We start from the raw sequence: 16801 nt of genomic DNA on the forward strand, positions 1-16801 counted from the left end.
TTTTAAATTCATAGTGATTAAGCCAAAACGTAATCACATAAAAGAAATCGTCATATACTGATACGAGGCATCATCAACCAGTCAACCACGTAACACAATAACCAATTCATATTCCTTAAATCTTAGATTATGGAACTTTCCAAACGATTCCACATTTACCGGTTTTTATCGGTTTGCATCGGAATCATTTTCTTTTCTACGTTATCGCTCAGAGCACAGGACCTGCCTATTACGGGAAAAGTAACATCTGCCACTGAGGGTACTCCGCTTATGGGCGTAAGCGTTCAGATCGTGGGTACTTCTACAGGTACTGCCACAGATGCCAACGGGCTTTTTAAGATCAATGCTCCCGCAGGCGCTGTGCTGAAATTTTCTTTTATCGGTTTCCTTTCCCAGGAGATTAAAGTAACAAGGGCGGCCAACCTGGACATTAAATTCCAGGAAGACGTGCAAAAACTGAATGAAACGGTGGTTGTGGGGTATGGTACCCGCAAAAAGGCTACCCTCGTAGGAGCTGTGACCATGCTGGACATGGTAGAGAAAGAAGGGGTGCCTATCACCAATGTGAGTAATGCACTGCATGGCCAACCCGGTCTCTTTGTGAACCTCAGTAACAGCCAGCCAGGGGTAGACCGTTCTACAATCCGCATCAGGGGAGTAGGTACCTTCAATAATAACAACCCGCTGGTATTGGTAGACGGGATCGAGTATTCCATGGATGAATTGAATCCAAACGACATCGAGTCTATTTCTGTACTGAAAGATGCTGCTGCTGCCATCTATGGTTCCCGTGGAGCGAATGGTGTTATCCTGGTTACAACCAAAAAAGGGAAAGGCACGCCGCGTGTGAACTATAGCTATTATCGCGGCTTCCATAAAGCTACTTATCTGCCGGATGCCATCAATGATCCCATTGCGTATATGAAACTGAAGAACCAGGCGCTGGCTAACGAGAATAAAGCACCCGATTATACACAGGCTGAGATCGCAGAATATGAACAGGGTGTTAAAACGGATAATATCACTTACCCCGCCAACGACTGGTATAAAATAGCCTTGGATAATGGTATGATCCAGAAACATGACCTGAGCATTGCTGCCAGCACGGAACAATACCAATACCGTTTGTCTATTGGTTACCTGGATAGAGATGGGATCATGTTCGGCCCTACCAACCACGCCAAAAACTATTCACTGGGCCTCAATGCTTCCATGAATGTGACCAAACGTTTGAAAGCAGGTATTACACTGGATGGTTACTATCGTAACTACACACAACCTTCTTACAACTCCTTCTGGAATTACCTTTCCCGTACACTGCCTATCCTTACTGATACACTGGCAGATGGCCGCTATGGTAACTCCTGGCTCAGAACACCCGGCCGTAATAACTGGGAGCATCCAAGGCTGATTGCTTTTGGTGCACTGAGCACTAAAGTGGTACAACGTTTCCTGGCCACCATCTTTACGGAATACAAACTGCCTTTCGACATTACCTACAACATCAAATTTGGTGTAGATAAATATGATGGTCTGTTGAGTGAAGCCTATCCAAGGCTGCAAACATTCAATCCTAAAACAGGCGCTGCTATCAACTGGAACAGTCCTGCCACGGCTCCCCGTTTTGCGAAAACGGATGAGAACAACATGGCCATGCACTTCTATAACACACTGGACTGGGCAAAAACTTTCAATGGCAAACATAACCTCTCCGCCATGATCGGTTCCAGCTATGATAACTTTGATACGGATAATTTCAACGCCAGTATGACGGGTTACCTGGATGCTTCTTTAAGTGCGCTGGGTGCAGGTACGGTGTGGAATGCCACCGGTGGTAACAGCACAAGGGATGTGATCATGTCTTACTTCGGCCGTGTGAATTACGACTTTGACGGCAAGTATCTGCTGGAAGCCACTTTCCGTGCAGATGGATCCAGTCGTTTTGCGAAAGATAACCGCTGGGGTTATTTCCCTGCCGTGTCTGCCGGCTGGCGTATTGATAAAGAATCTTTCTTCAAATCCAAATTCATTGACCAGTTGAAACTGCGTGTTTCTGCAGGCCAACTGGGTAACCAGGCAGTAGCGCTTTACAGCTATGAACAACTGGTGAACCTTGGAGAAGATTACAGCTTTGGCGGAACACTTAATTCCGGCGCTGCTTCTACTGCCTATGCAGATCCTACCATTCACTGGGAAACTACTACTGCTTATAATGGTGGTGTGGACGTTAATCTCTGGAAGAACCGCATCTCCCTTACAGCGGATGTTTATAAAAAGCTAACGGATGGTATCCTGCGCCCTGTGAATATTCCAAGCCAGGTGGGTAACCTTACCGGCCCTACGCAGAACGTGGGTAAAGTAGATAATAGTGGTTATGAGATCACACTGCAATACAAGAATAATGTACGTAATGTGAACTATGGTGTATTTGGAAACGTGGCTTATAATAAAAACAAAGTGGTAGACCTCAACGGCGAGATCATTTATGGCCCCGGCAGCACCATCACCAAAGAAGGTTATCCGATGAACTCCTACTTCCTCCTGCAATCCAACGGTTTTTACCAGAATGCGGATGAAGTAAGCAAAGGACCTAACCAGGGTAATGATACAAGGCCGGGTTATATTAAATATGTGGATGTAAAGAAGGATAACATCATTAATGGTGACGACCGTGTGATCATCAATGCATCTTCCATTATGCCGAAGTATACATTCAGTTTTGGTTTCAACGTGGAGTACAAAGGTATTTCGCTGACCTCTGCATTCCAGGGTGTGGCCGGTGTGAAAGTATATCCTGTGGCGAATCTCGCGTTCCCTTTCAACAATGGTGCAAACGCAACCTGGGAATGGGCTACGGATAGCTGGACGCCTGAGAAGCCCAACGCACGTTTACCGATCCTTACCACTGCAGCAACTTCCAACTTTACACAACGTTCTGACTTCTGGTTAAGGAGTGGTGACTATGTGCGGTTAAAGAACCTTCAATTGTCTTATGCATTCCCGCAATCATTGCTGGATAAGGTAAAGATCAACAGGCTGACCGTATATGCCAATGCTGAGAACCTTGTGACGTTCTCAAAGTATAAGGACATGGATCCTGAATCTTTATTGAACAGAACAGACCTGTACACATACCCGATGATGAAAACATTCAGCGCCGGTCTTAATGTGACTTTTTAACGATTTAAAAAAATGTGTATGCAAAAGATATTATTCTTAGCCGGAAGCGCCCTGTTGCTGATGACAGCAGGTTGTAACACCAGCCTGCTGAATGTTAAACCTAACGACCGCTATACGGAATCAACTTTCTGGGTAACACCGGAAGCCGCCGCCGCAGGTTTAACCAGCTGTTATTCCATTCTGCGCAATGATGGTGTATATGGTGGTAAAGGTTCCAACAATACAACTGCACTGTGGGAAGAAACAGCCTCTCCCAATGCCTACAATTATGGCAACAGCATGAGTTATAATTCCATCGCTGCAGGTCTGCAGGCATCCAACACCGGTGGTGTTATTACCGGCCGCTGGTCTGATTGTTACGGAGGTATTGGCCGCTGCAATACTTTCCTGGTGAAAGTGGATGAAGTGGCAGGTATGGACCCTGCTGTTGTAACCCGCATGAAAGGAGAAGCGTATTACCTGAGAGCTTTGTATTATTTCCTGTTACAGAATTATTATGGTGCAGTGCCACTGATCACTGAGCCGCCAAATAAAGAAACACAGGGCGATCTGCCGAGAACAGAACGTGTGAAAGTGGTAGAGCAGATCCTGAAAGACCTGGACAGTGCAGCACTGAAACTTCCTTTCAAATACACTGCTGCCACAGATAAAGGCCGCGCTACGAAAGGTGCTGCCATGGGATTGAAAGCACGTGTATTGTTGTACGAAGCAAGCCCCTTGCTGAACCCGGCAAACGATAACACCAAGTGGAAAGCTGCTGCCGACGCTGCGAAAGCAGTGATCGATGCAGCTGCAAGTACGGGTTATGGTTTGTTTGCAGATTACCGTGCGTTGTTCCTGCCGGCGAATGAGAATAACAAAGAAGTGATCTTTGATGTGCAGTATGTATTCCCGAACCAGGGAAATTCCTTCGACCTGATCTGCCGTCAGTACAATACAAACGCTCCACTGCTGAACCTTGCACAAGCTTACCTGATGAAGGATGGCCTTCCGCAATCACAGTCTCCATTGTATAATGCAGCAACACCTTTCCTGAACAGGGATGCACGTTTGTACGGCACCTTCACTTTCCCCGGCGACCGCTACATGGGGGCTACCATTAACGCTACCCGTTTTGCGATCACAGGTTTTGGAATGAAAAAGTTCAGCATCTATGACCGGGAAGCGCCACCTGCAGATAAAGCATCATTGGTAGATCGTCAGTCAGAAACCAATTTCATTGTACTGCGGTATGCAGATATCTTACTGATGTATGCTGAAGCACAGAATGAGTATGCTGGTCCTGATGCCACTATCTACGATGCGCTGGATACTATCCGTGGCCGTGTGGCCATGCCAAAGATCACACGTGGTTTATCCAAAGACGATCTGCGGAAAGTGATCCGTCATGAAAGAAGGATTGAACTGGCCGGCGAGGGTATGTATTACAATGATATCCGCCGTTGGAAAACAGCAGAGGTGGAACTGAATACGGATATCTATAACTACAAAGGAGACCGTTTGGAAACAAGGAAATTCAATAAAGACAGAGACTACTGGTGGCCTATCCCGCTTGGGGAGAGAGACCTGAATCCTGCATTGGAACAGAATAATCTTTACTAAACGGATAATATACTATATAGAGGCTGTCTCATTCTTTGAGACAGCCTTTTTTTATTATATTGTATACTATGCGAATTGTTTTTCTCTTACTCACAGCCTTTCTTATTTCCTGCGGGAATAAGGGCCAGAAACAGGATCTGACAGTAATCATTAAGCTTTCAATAAAGAATTTTGAAAAGGTGTCAGTAGATCTGGGTGACAGATATCCTGATATTAAAGTGCTGCAGTCAAAGATCCGGATTGAGCCGGATTCAGCAACCCTGATACTGGAAAGAAAAATAGAGCAGCCGGGCTTTCTCGATATGGGTATTGTTAATCCGGCATATAAGTCAAATTGGTCTATAACGTTATATGCTGATGGCAGTAAGGATACCATTTATATAGAAGCAGATATGAAAAATTATGCGCAGAAAGGATTGCTGCCATATCCCAAAGTAACAACTGCTTCTCCTTTGCAGAATGAACTGACGTTTTATATGAACCTGCTGGATAGCATGCAGGGCGAGTATTTCAGGCAAAAAGACAGTGTGAAGAATTTGCTTATAGCGGCTATTGAAAAAGGAGATCAGATTGATACGCTGTCTGCAGTGGTGAATGATTTTGATAAACACTTCAAATTCTTTCAGGTTGCCGCAGCAAAAAACTTTCAGAAAAGGAGCAGTCCTTCGGTTATATCGGTCTATGCAGCACTGGATACAAAAATTGCAAGATGGGAACCGGGGTATGGTTTTGAGTTCTATAAAAACCTGCCGGAAGATGTCCGCAACGGTTTATATGGACAGATGTTAAATGAAGAACTAATAAAATACAGGACAGTGAACGAAGCAATTGGCGATACCCTTCGTGTGCTATATGGCGAAACGGAAAAGGGCCAGAAAATGGCACCGCCGGATATTTTTAAGGGATCAAAATATACATTGGTTGTTTTCTGGGCTTCGTGGTGTGGTTCCTGCGTAAAAGAGGTACCCGAACTGAATGAACTGTATGCAAAGTATAAGGAAAAGGGATTTTCCCTTGTTGCGGTTTCTATTGATAAGGACAGGCAGAAATGGTTAGACGCTGTTGAAGAAAACAACTATAAAGGGTTGCATTTACTTGAAAAGGGCGGCGAGTTGAATATAAAGGAGTACAAGATCTTCGCTTTGCCTTATTCTTTCCTGGTAGATCAGGGGGGTATTATCAGGAATGTAAATAGCCCCCTTGATTCTATCAGGATGAAGTTAGAAAATATCTAATGCTGTGCCGATGAATGCGGCGAAACAACATGCCGCCGGCGTGCGTAATAATGATTAATGATATCCAGTGCAGGGCCCGTCATAAAAGTAGTGGCCAGCGCCATCAATACCAGCATGGCAAATACCTGCGGCGTTAAAATACCCAGTTCATAACCGATATTCAATACTACCAGTTCCATTAATCCCCGTGTATTCATCAATGCACCGATGGAAAGCGCTTCCTGCCAGGGCTGGCCTACAATCCTTGCTGTGAGCGCAGACCCGGCAAATTTACCGGAAACGGCCACGAGCATGATCACACCAAATACAGCCCAGAGGTGTCCTTCGTTTAGTAATCCGATCTGCGTGCGTAAACCGGTTAGTACAAAAAAGATAGGCAGCAGTATGAGTACACTTACATCTTCCAGTTTATCTGTGAGTAAGGATTTGATATTCATTTCCTGCGGCATGATCACACCGGCAATAAAAGCGCCGAAGAGCAAATGCACGCCGATCACTTCTGCCAGGTAGCCGGAGATCAGCAGTACAAAGAAGGCGAGGGCTACTTTGGTTTTGGTGCCCTGAACGGCAGTCATGCGTTTTTGCAGCCAGGGGCGTACCAGGAAGAACATGGCAGCTACAAATGCCAGGGCCAGCAGAATAGTGACAACGGCACTTAAGATACCGGTGGACTTTACGATAGCGATCACTACGGCCAGTATACCCCATGCGGTGATATCATCCGCAGCGGCACAGGTAATGGCCATGGAACCCAGGGGAGTACCTGTTAATCCTCTTTCCTGTACAATGCGTGCCAGTACCGGAAATGCGGTGATGCTCATGGCAATTCCCATAAACAGGGCAAAGGACACAAAGCTCACATTAGCCGGTGCAAACTCCTGGAAAGTAAAATAAGCCAGGCAAACACCCAGGAAAAAAGGGATAATAATACTGGCGTGGCTGATCATCACGGCATCGTGTGCCTTTTGTCTGACCTTACTGATATCCAGTTCCATGCCCACAATGAACATGAAAAAGGCGAGGCCTATCTGGCTCAGGAACTGCAGGTTGCTTAAAGAACCGGCAGGGAAAATAGTTTTCATGGCATCGGGCCATAACAATCCCAGCAGGGAAGGGCCGAGTACAATACCGGCAACGATCTCACCTACTACAGCAGGTTGTTTTATTTTTTGTGCCAGGTAGCCGAACAAGCGGGCCACACAGAGAATGATAATGATCTGGAAAAGCAGCATGCTCAGGGGATTCCGGGCATGATGTATGAGTTCGTTCAATACGCCTGTGCCGGCTGGTGTTGCGGCTGCGGGTGTTAGAGTGGTGGTGAGGGGAGTTTGTTGTTTTTCAGGCAAACGCTCACCCTGGGCAATAATGAACCAGATAAGTGCGGCAAAAATACCGATGATCAAAGGATAAAGCAGGTGGCTCTTCTTCATGTGCAACAGGATAATGGCTGAAATATAATAAGAAATGATGAACCGTGTATATCATCCTGTTTTGTTCTGCATGCCGGCGATTCGTAATTTTGCAACCATGAGTGAAGAAAAACTCCGTTTGGACAAATATCTCTGGGCCATACGCATCTTTAAAACCCGTACCCAGGCTGCTGCAGCTTGCGATGCCAGCAAGGTGAAGCTCAAAGGAATGGCTGTAAAAGCAGCCAAAGGCGTGACCATTGGTGACCAGTATGATATTAAAACAGAGGCCAAACGCTGGAAAATAGAGGTAGTGGGCCTGCTGCATAACCGGGTGCAGTACAGTGAAGCCATTAAATATTACGTAGATATAACCCCCGAAGAGGATAAGCAATTCAACCAAAGGATCGCTGCCAGCTTCGATACCGGCAAGCGCCAGAGCAAAATCGGGCGTCCCACAAAGCGGGAACGCAGGGATCTGGACGATTTTATGCGGGAAGATTAATATTCTTACTATTTTCGCACATTCAATTTAATAGATACGATGGCTAAGCAAAGCGATGTTCTCAGCGCCGATTTCCTGGTGAAAGTGGCGGAAGAGTTTGGTACACCAGTTTATGTGTATCATGCCGAAAAGATCAAAACACAATACGAGAAGCTTCAGAAAGCCTTTGTGAAGGCCGATGCCCGCTTTTTTTATGCTTGTAAGGCGTTGACGAATATCAACGTATTACGCTATATCAATTCTATTGGCTGCGGGCTTGATACCGTATCCATTCAGGAAGTGCAACTGGGCCTTAAGGCTGGGTTCGATCCTAAAAACATCATTTTTACCCCCAATTGTGTGGACCTGCAGGAGATTATTGCAGCGAAAGACCTGGGTGTAAACATCAATATCGACAATATTTCCATCCTGGAGCAGTTCGGCAACCAGTTCGGCGGCAGCTATCCTATCTGCATCCGCCTGAACCCGCACATCATGGCAGGAGGGAACTTTAAGATCTCTACGGGCCATGTGGACAGTAAGTTTGGTATTTCCATCCACCAGCTGCGCCACATTGAGCGGATCGTTAAATCCACCAAACTGAAAGTGACCGGGCTGCACATGCACACCGGCTCTGAGATCAAGGACGTGGATGTATTCCTCCGCGGGGTGGAGATCATGTTCGAAATGACGGAGCATTTCCCTGACCTGGAATTCATTGACCTGGGCAGCGGATTCAAAGTGGCTTATCAGCAGGGCGATCCTGAAACGGATATCGATCTGTTGGGCAAAAAGCTCACCGATGCTTTCAATCACTTCGCCAAATCCTACAAACGCCCGCTGCAATTGTGGTTTGAACCAGGAAAGTTCCTGGTGAGCCAATGCGGTTACTTTGTGGTGAAGGCCAATGTGATCAAACAAACAACGGCTACGGTATTTGTGGGTGTGAACTCTGGTTTTAACCACCTGATCCGTCCTATGTTCTACGATTCTTTCCACCTCATCAAAAATATCTCCAACCATAAGGGTACAGAGCGCATCTATACCGTAGTGGGTAATATCTGCGAAACAGATACTTTCGGCTGGGACCGTAAGATCAATGAAGTACGCGAAGGAGATTACCTGGTATTCTACAATGCCGGCGCTTATGGTTTTGAAATGTCCAGCAACTTTAACTCCCGCCTGAAACCGGCGGAGGTATTGGTGAAGGACGGCAAAGCCCACCTGATTCGCAAGCGGGATACTATTGACGACCTGCTGAAGAACCAGGTGGAAATTCCCCTGTAAGCCATGGAGGAACTGATCCGTTCCCTGGAATCGAAAGGTTATTCGCAATTTGCGCGGTATGGCTTTCGGGAGCTGATCCTTCCTTTGCGGGAAGGGCTGCAGGCCCGGAATATCTACCAGCGGCTGTTCATGGCTTTCTTTTTCCTGGGCTGCGTGTTCATAGTACTTAGCGGCATTTATTGGAGAACTTCCGGTCAGCTGACTGTTGCTGCTTTTCTTGGATGGCTGCTGCTGGGCATCCCTTCTACTTTTTTACTGGTTCCCCTGCATGAAATGATCCATGGCTGGATGTTTCGCTGGTATGGAGCCAGGGACGTACGTTATGGTGTGATCTGGCGTTACCTGATGTTCTACGCTGTAGCCCATGCTTTTGTGATCAATTACCGGCAGTTCCGTTACATTGCCATGGCCCCTTTTGTGATCATTTCCGGCCTGTGTGCAGTTGCTTTTTTCTTTGTACCCGTAGAAGGGAAAGCCCTGCTTTTAGGATTGTATACCTTCCATACCCTTTGCTGCGCCGGAGATTTTGGCTTATGTGGATATTTTTATATATACAGGCATCAAAACCCCGTCAGTTTTGACGATGCCAATACCGGTACATCTTATTTTTATGCCATTCAGGACACGAATTCCCCGGTTTATCCGGCAAATAATACTTCGGATGTAGAAAACCCGTAACTTTGTGTCACCTTCCCCAAGCAACAATTCTGTTATCCTGCACTGTCAACTGGCTTAGCGCTGTAAATGATGATTTTTTGACGTTTGAATATGAAAATTTTAACTGCACACCCGCGTCTGTTTAAGGAGGATGAATTGATTGACAGTCACATTTCATTCGGTCCTTACATCCGCTACATAAAAGAGAAGGCCGCCCGGACCACAGGAGCACGTGCCAGCTACTTCTCAGAGATCGTACGCCACTTTGAAAGTGATCCTGCATTATTGCAACCATTAGAGAAGGACACCGATATTTCCAGATACCAGGAATACCTGGACCTTATTACCGCTACCGTTTTCCCGGTAACCATAGATGATACAAAAGACATTTATGGCATCGGGGCACCTTTCCGTTTTGCCATCTTCTATTATTCTGAACAGTTCCGCCAGCTCTTTACTGATAACGGGCATGAACTGATGGCTATCCCCAAAGGTGTTTCGGAAGAAAAAGCGAAAAAGGATAAAAAGGCCTGGATGTATAAGCTCATCCTGGAACGCTGGTATGGCCTCCCGATCAATTATGATAACGAACTTACCCACAGCATTATACATCCGGAAACTGGTGTTCAGCGCTATATTAAGCTGGTGATTGATCCCCGCTTTATAGATGTAAAAGTGAAAGGTGAGCTTCCGAAACTGGATTGTGACCGTATCTGCACCGGAGATTTCAAACTGCAGGACCTCGGCGACCTGGAAAGGCTGATACCATTGGATAGTTTCTCCCTGGAGGGCTTCGCCATCTGGACCATCAAGGATGTTACACAGGAACATGTGGTGAACGGCATGAAGAACCTGGTGCTGAACATCGGTAAAGACAATGAGCTGAAAACTTATGTGAAAGCACGTGACTACCTGAAAACCATGGTAGGCCGGCCAGACATCAGTTTGCACATGATCCCTTTCATCAAGGTGAACAACAAGTCCGTGCTGGACAATGCTTATGTTGCCCAAAGCATCATCTTCGCTAATGCGCGGAACGATGCGGAGCGTAACAGTCTTAACGAGCAGTTACTGGAATTCCTCGATAGCAATCCACAGCCACTGGTGTTGACAGAGGTCAACCGGCAAACGGTAGAGTTATATCCTTTCTTAAGGTATCTGCCTTTACAGGGTATCAAGAGTTTCATCCTTTGCCCTATTCAGCATGAAAATACTTTGCTGGGTATGCTGGAAATTGCTTCTACTACAGATGAGGTGCTGGACTGGGAAATGCTGGCCCGCCTGCAACCGAGTTATGCAGTAGGCACCTTACTGTTACGCAGAAGTATGGAGCTGGCCAGTGAAAGGATCAATGAAGTGATCAAAGAACAGTATACGGCCTTGCAGCCTGCGGTGGAATGGAAGTTCACGGAAGCTGCATGGGAGTACCTGCATACACCTAAAGAACAGCAGAAAGATATTGGCAATATATTGTTTGAAGGCGTATATCCTTTATATGGCGCGGTAGATATCCGCAACTCCTCTGTAGAAAGAGGTTCCGCCATCCGGGACGACCTCCGGGAACAATTACAGCTCATTCAGAACACTTTCCGCCAGATCAACGGAGATCTTAACCTGCCTTTACTGGAAGAGTTACAGTTCAAGAATAACCGTATGCTCAACAGCATGCAGGATTCTCTCTTCGCAGAAGATGAAGTGAAGATCAACGAATTCCTGGACCATGAGATTGCGCCTATCTTCCGTCATCTGTATGATAGTGAAAGCGAGTTGAAACCTTTGCTGCATCATTATTTTGAGAAGATAGACAAGAACACGGGCCATGTATATCATCACCGCCGTGAGTATGAAGAGAGCCTGCAAAAGATCAATTCTGCGGTGAATAAATACTATGAGAAAGAGAAGGATGAATTGCAGAAATCGTATCCCTGCTATTTTGAAAAGTACAGAACGGACGGGGTGGAATATAATATCTACATTGGCCAGTCCATTGCGCCGGACAGGAAGTTTGATAATATGTACCTCCGTAATCTGCGCCTGTGGCAGCTTACGTCTATGGCAACCATTGCACGCATCACGCATGAACTGGAGCCTAAGCTGAAAATTCCGTTACAGACCACACAATTGATCCTGGCACATAATAACCCTATCGATATCAGTTTCCGTAAAGATGAGCGGCGCTTTGATGTAGAGGGAGCTTATAATATCCGTTATGAGATCATGAAGAAACGGATCGATAAAGTGCGGGTACAGGCTACAAAGGAAAGGCTTACACAGCCTGGTAAAATAGCCATTGTATATTCTTATGGCCGTGAGGCAGAGGAATACCGCAAATACATTGAGTTCTTACAGAACAAGAACATCCTCTTACCTGAAGTGGAAATGCTTGACCTGGAAGAACTGCAAGGTATCAGCGGTTTAAAAGCCATCCGTTTAAGTGTGAATTTTGAAGGGATTGTTAAAACTTAAATCCAAACGTTACGTAGGGTAGGGTTTCCTCTTTGGAATGCCCTACCACTGCGGTAATGATCAGCATATTTATAGGAGAGAAGTAAATACCGCCTCCGAAGCCGTCATGCCATACATGTGATTTTTCCCCATCTTCCCATACTCTTCCCACATCATTGAAAGCAAGCAGCCCAACAGATCCGGGCAGGATATAAGAAGTGAAGTCAAATAATTTCACCCGCAACTCCATGTTGTTATACACCATGGCCCTTCCCGAAAAACGGTTATTCCTGTAACCACGCAGGTTAGCAGTACCACCTAATGTCATGGCCTGGAAGAATTCCGGCCGGCCCCAGGTAACACCTCCACCAAAGCGGGATACCAGTGTAACGGTAGCCGGTAATCCAAGGGAGGCGTAGATACTCATGTCCGTACGGAGCGTGGAAAAACTGTTGCTCTCTTTGTTCAGCCCGGTATTAGCCTGGTAAGTAACAGACCATAATAATCCGCGTGTAGGGTTCAGGTTATTATCACGGGTATCGATGTTGAAACCTGTGCTCAAACCTGCATAGTATTTGTTTTTGAACAGGTTAGCAGAGTCCAGTTTATTTTCTTTGTAGTTAGTGAGGAAGCGGCCTTCATTATCTTCTGCTTCCAGTGTGTTGGCAGAAACGGTGGGGCCTGCAAAGAACGTTACGTTCTGTGTAAGGTTAGTGCGTAAAGCAGCGGATACGGAATACACATTAAAACGACTGCGGTAATACCGGATCCTTGGTTTTGATGTGTCTTTATATACGGTTTCGTTACCAAAGCCAAAGAAGTTAACCGTGTTATGCGGTGCTTTGGCAGTAGCATTGACGATGAGATCTGTTTTTCCGATGATATCATTGAACTGTCCCTGGTAGCGGAACTGGTAAGCCTGTGTAGCTACAGCATGGGTGCCGGTGAAAGTATGTTTTACGGCAAAGGAATCTTTACGGAAACCATGGCCGATGTATTGGATACCAAGGCCCAGGGAGATACCATCATCCAGGTTATAACCTGCAGCCAGTAAGGGCATTACCTTATTGTACTGGAAAGCCCTTCTGTCGTAACGGATCACTTCCGGTTTAGAAGAGAGGCGTAATCTTTCTCTGCGGGTTACGGCAAAGCTGTCGTTGCGGTGTTTGAGGTCGTAAATGAAAATGCGTTTGCCACTGCTTTCGCTGCTGTCTATATATGTATCTTTCTCTTTGCCTCCTATGATACGGATGCGGATAGGCGATCTGCCATCTCCTTTAATAATGAATTTATCTTCGCCACCTAAGCCGTACAGCATTACCTCTTTGGTATGTGCAGGATCAAATGTTCTGTTATAGAGTGTTTGTTCCAGGTCTCCGCTTTTGCTGATCTTTTGAGATTGCACCTGTACTTTTCCTTCCGGTAAACGGGTAACGGTGAATTGCTCATTTTTAAATGAACCCGTCACATCAACACCTTTTGCAAGGAAGTGATAATATTTCATAGCCTGCACAGGAAGTTTATCCCTCCTTACTTTCAGCGTGCTGCGCATCATTTCACTCACCTGTTTATTGATAGTGTCCGGGAATTGTGTAACGGCTTCATCTATCAGCTGATCCGTCATTAACCCGGCAAAAGCAGTACTTTGTTTCTGCCATGCAGCTTCGTCCAGCTCACTCATAAAATTACGGTCCAGGTAACGGGCGCTGAAGTTGAAGCCCTGTATATAAGGGAATTTCTTTCTGAAACCTTGAATGGCTGGTAATAACCAGGGGCGGCTCACCAGCCTGGGCAGTACACCTTCGTTCACAAAAAAGGCCTGGTCACGGTCTCTCGGAATAGGATAGAAGACCTTTTTCTTTTTATCTTTTTCTGCATACCAGCGCCATTGATCTTCATGCCTGTCCCAGTCAGCAATGAACATATCCAGCAAACGGGCCTGCAGGTAAGCGGGCTGGTTCATGCTGTTGTCATTATCTTCCAGCAGGTTCTCCATCAGCTTTTCAGAGTTATAGGTTTTATTGGTGCTTACAGGCTCCCTTTCTTCCAGCAGGTATACGCCATTGGCAAAATCTTTCCTGTAAATACCCAGTGCGGTATCATCTGCGAGGTATACGAATTCAGGGTTTGTATGAGGCACACCGGCAGCTTTAGCCAAAGGCCTTACAGCCAGTGGTGCGTAAGGGTTGGCAGCCGAGATCTGGTCCTGCACTACTTCCCTTGCAATGGTTTCCCGCAATTGTTCCGGCAGGGCGGAAGTAGGCCATTTGCGCAGGGAGCGCATTACCCATTCATTGCCATTTTTGTCTTCCAGGCGCAGGGAGCGGGTTTGTTTACCACCACCTCTTTTGAGGATCTTCAGGCCGCCTTTCACTGTATCCAGGTTTACTACGGGGAAAGTAAGCGGGGTAGCCCATACTTTGCGGTAATTGTCGCCCAGTATAAAACGGTGAAAGCCACCGGCTTTTTCATATTGGGCATCAGGCGCCAGGGTAACCGTGGCGGGTGCATCTTTGCGGCTGGGATAGTTCTCCGCCCTTCCGCGGTAAGTGCTGAGGTTATAGAGGTTCTGGCTGAACATGGGTTTGATATCCCCATCGTTGTAAAAGTTCACCCGCACATTGCCATTGCTCATTACCTCTATTACGCTGAAACCATTGAGGCGGCTGGCAAATTCAGAGAGTTTGCCCTTTTTAACCCGGTTATCTTTTGCGCCGGAGCCACTGACAATATAACTCCTGCCTTTATCTTTGATCAGTTGAAGAGTGTGATCGTGCCCGGAAACAAATACTACCTGGGCATCTTCCGGCAGGGCCTCTTCAATGCCTTTGATCATTCTTTTATATAAAGGATGCGGCAGATCTTCCGTTGTGCCAAATACCCCTCTTACCAAAGGATAGATGGAGCCTATTACAGGCAGCGGAATATAGAGGCCGGGTTTGGCATCTGTTAAAGGGAAAATGTGTTGCTTGATGGTGTAATAACCCCCATGAATACCATAACTGCGTAAAGGATGGTGGGTGGCAAATACCATTAGTTTACCGGGGTTAAGGGCTGCAATATCATTGATGGCAGCCAGTACCTCATCTTCCGTTTTGCAGTCACAGCCGGATTCGAGACCGGGTTTTTTGCCGGGGTATAACCACCACTCGCTGTCAAATACAATCAGCACAGCATCTTTTCCTAAAGGCACTGCAACAGGGCCGGGGCATCCTCCTTTAGGCAGGAACTGCACATTGGCCAGGCCAAATGAATCCACATATAACTGCTGGTTACGGATGGTTTGCCATCCATCCGGTTTATGGCGGGCCCAGTCGTGATTACCCGGAATAAAGATTCCTTCCGCTTTGGTGCCTTTCAGCAGGTTGATCTGGTAATCCAGGATTTCTTTCGCTTCGTTATAGTTACGTGCGTTCACGTTAGGTAACCCCAGCGGATATACGTTATCTCCCAGGAAGAGTACCGTGTTCTTTCCCTTATTCAGGTCTATTGTTCTGCGTACGGCATCGATGGTGGGGTTGGTGCCATTGTGCATTTCCCCGGCATCCCCGATGAGGATGATCCGTTGCTTGATACTGTCTGATTGTGCAAAACAAAAAGACGATATGAATAAGGTGATGACAAGTAAGTATAACTTTGAACGCATATAGTTATGGCTGTGGATGATATTTATATTTAAGGATGTCTGCCGTATGTTCTTCATCCCCTTCATTAGAGATATACATATCGCCATTCGGGGCAAAGGTGATGCCTTCCGGCTGGTTAAAGTGCCTGGACGACAGGCGGTGTGCTTCCAGTACTTTACCGGAAAGATCGGTAATTACCAGCAGTCTGTTGATAGAAGCCACGATATATACCTTGTTTTCTATGGGATGTACAGCAGCGGCAGATGGCCTGAAGTGTTTGGACGGTGATCCGCTGAGCTTTGGAATGTCAGCATACGGATAGCTGAAAACCGGCACCGGGGAGAATTGCAGGGAATCCATGGAAAAAGCATACACGCTGGTGGCTTTCTTCTTTTTATCTTCCTCACAGTTCTTACAGATAACGATGGTACTATTGCGGGTAGGATCGTAATAGGCCGCTTCAAATTCTTTGGTACCAGTACCTGTTTTAGGGAAATGATAAATGGAAGAAGAAGTAGTGTCTGTGAACAGGTTATTCACGAAATGCAGGCTGCCGTTACTTTTCAGTACAATCCACTGCTTACCGGTGGTAAGGATCTCTTCATAATCCCCGCTCTTGCCGAACTTCCAGAAAGGGTAGGGTTGTTTGGTACGAAGGCCCACCTGGAACACCTTGCCCTGTTCATCGTTGATGGACATGAAATGTTCTTCATCCTTATAATATACAATACCTGAGATCTCCTGTAAAGACTCCCTTACCTTGAACCTTTCGGGGGTCTCCATCTTGTATCCTTTAGGAGAACTGATGTCTTTTTGCTGACTCCCCTGGCAGGATATGATGGCTATGAGCAGGCAATAGAGTATGATCATCTTCAT

General features: G+C 46.3%; 10 protein-coding genes. 7 read left to right on the forward strand and 3 right to left on the reverse strand.

The window, feature by feature from the left end; all coding sequences use genetic code 11:
* Positions 1–129 precede the first annotated feature (129 nt).
* The 3 genes from AAHN97_RS27920 (at position 130) to AAHN97_RS27930 (ending at position 6017) form a co-directional block, all read left to right on the forward strand.
* On the forward strand, positions 130–3180 hold the full coding sequence (locus AAHN97_RS27920) for a SusC/RagA family TonB-linked outer membrane protein (RefSeq protein ID WP_343305348.1): 3051 nt from the start codon (positions 130–132) through the stop codon (positions 3178–3180).
* An 18-nt stretch (positions 3181–3198) separates the two neighbouring features.
* Positions 3199–4782, forward strand: coding sequence for a RagB/SusD family nutrient uptake outer membrane protein (locus tag AAHN97_RS27925; protein ID WP_343305349.1), 1584 nt, complete (start codon positions 3199–3201; stop codon positions 4780–4782).
* A 179-nt stretch (positions 4783–4961) separates the two neighbouring features.
* Positions 4962–6017 carry a TlpA family protein disulfide reductase gene (locus AAHN97_RS27930; RefSeq protein WP_343305350.1) on the forward strand — a complete coding sequence of 352 codons (1056 nt, stop codon included), beginning with the start codon at positions 4962–4964 and terminating at the stop codon, positions 6015–6017.
* Here AAHN97_RS27930 and AAHN97_RS27935 read toward each other — a convergent pair.
* Complete coding sequence (locus tag AAHN97_RS27935; protein WP_343305351.1) at positions 6014–7447, reverse strand: cation:proton antiporter; 1434 nt, start codon at positions 7445–7447, stop codon at positions 6014–6016. The genes AAHN97_RS27930 and AAHN97_RS27935 overlap by 4 nt on opposite strands.
* A 97-nt stretch (positions 7448–7544) precedes the next feature.
* Between AAHN97_RS27935 and AAHN97_RS27940 the strand changes: the two genes are divergently transcribed.
* From AAHN97_RS27940 to AAHN97_RS27955, 4 genes are all read left to right on the forward strand, one after another.
* Entirely contained in the window at positions 7545–7931 is a 387-nt protein-coding gene (locus tag AAHN97_RS27940; RefSeq protein ID WP_343305352.1) for an RNA-binding S4 domain-containing protein, read from the forward strand.
* Between the two features lie 39 nt (positions 7932–7970).
* Positions 7971–9197 (forward strand): diaminopimelate decarboxylase, encoded by a 1227-nt coding sequence (lysA, locus tag AAHN97_RS27945; protein WP_074240824.1) that lies wholly within the window; start codon positions 7971–7973, stop codon positions 9195–9197.
* 3 nt (positions 9198–9200) lie between these two features.
* Positions 9201–9875, forward strand: coding sequence for a DUF3267 domain-containing protein (locus AAHN97_RS27950; protein WP_343305353.1), 675 nt, complete (start codon positions 9201–9203; stop codon positions 9873–9875).
* 90 nt (positions 9876–9965) lie between these two features.
* Complete coding sequence (locus tag AAHN97_RS27955; protein WP_343305354.1) at positions 9966–12320, forward strand: hypothetical protein; 2355 nt, start codon at positions 9966–9968, stop codon at positions 12318–12320.
* On the opposite strand, the gene AAHN97_RS27960 is transcribed toward AAHN97_RS27955, so the two are convergent.
* The gene (locus tag AAHN97_RS27960; RefSeq protein WP_343305355.1) at positions 12310–15945 is read right to left on the reverse strand and encodes a BamA/TamA family outer membrane protein; all 3636 of its coding nucleotides are present in this window, start codon (positions 15943–15945) and stop codon (positions 12310–12312) included. The two genes, AAHN97_RS27955 and AAHN97_RS27960, sit on opposite strands and share 11 nt — an antisense overlap.
* 4 nt (positions 15946–15949) lie before the next feature.
* Positions 15950–16801, reverse strand: coding sequence for a hypothetical protein (locus tag AAHN97_RS27965; RefSeq protein ID WP_343305356.1), 852 nt, complete (start codon positions 16799–16801; stop codon positions 15950–15952).

It is taken from the genome of Chitinophaga niabensis, from assembly GCF_039545795.1.
Lineage (GTDB): Bacteria > Bacteroidota > Bacteroidia > Chitinophagales > Chitinophagaceae > Chitinophaga > Chitinophaga niabensis_B.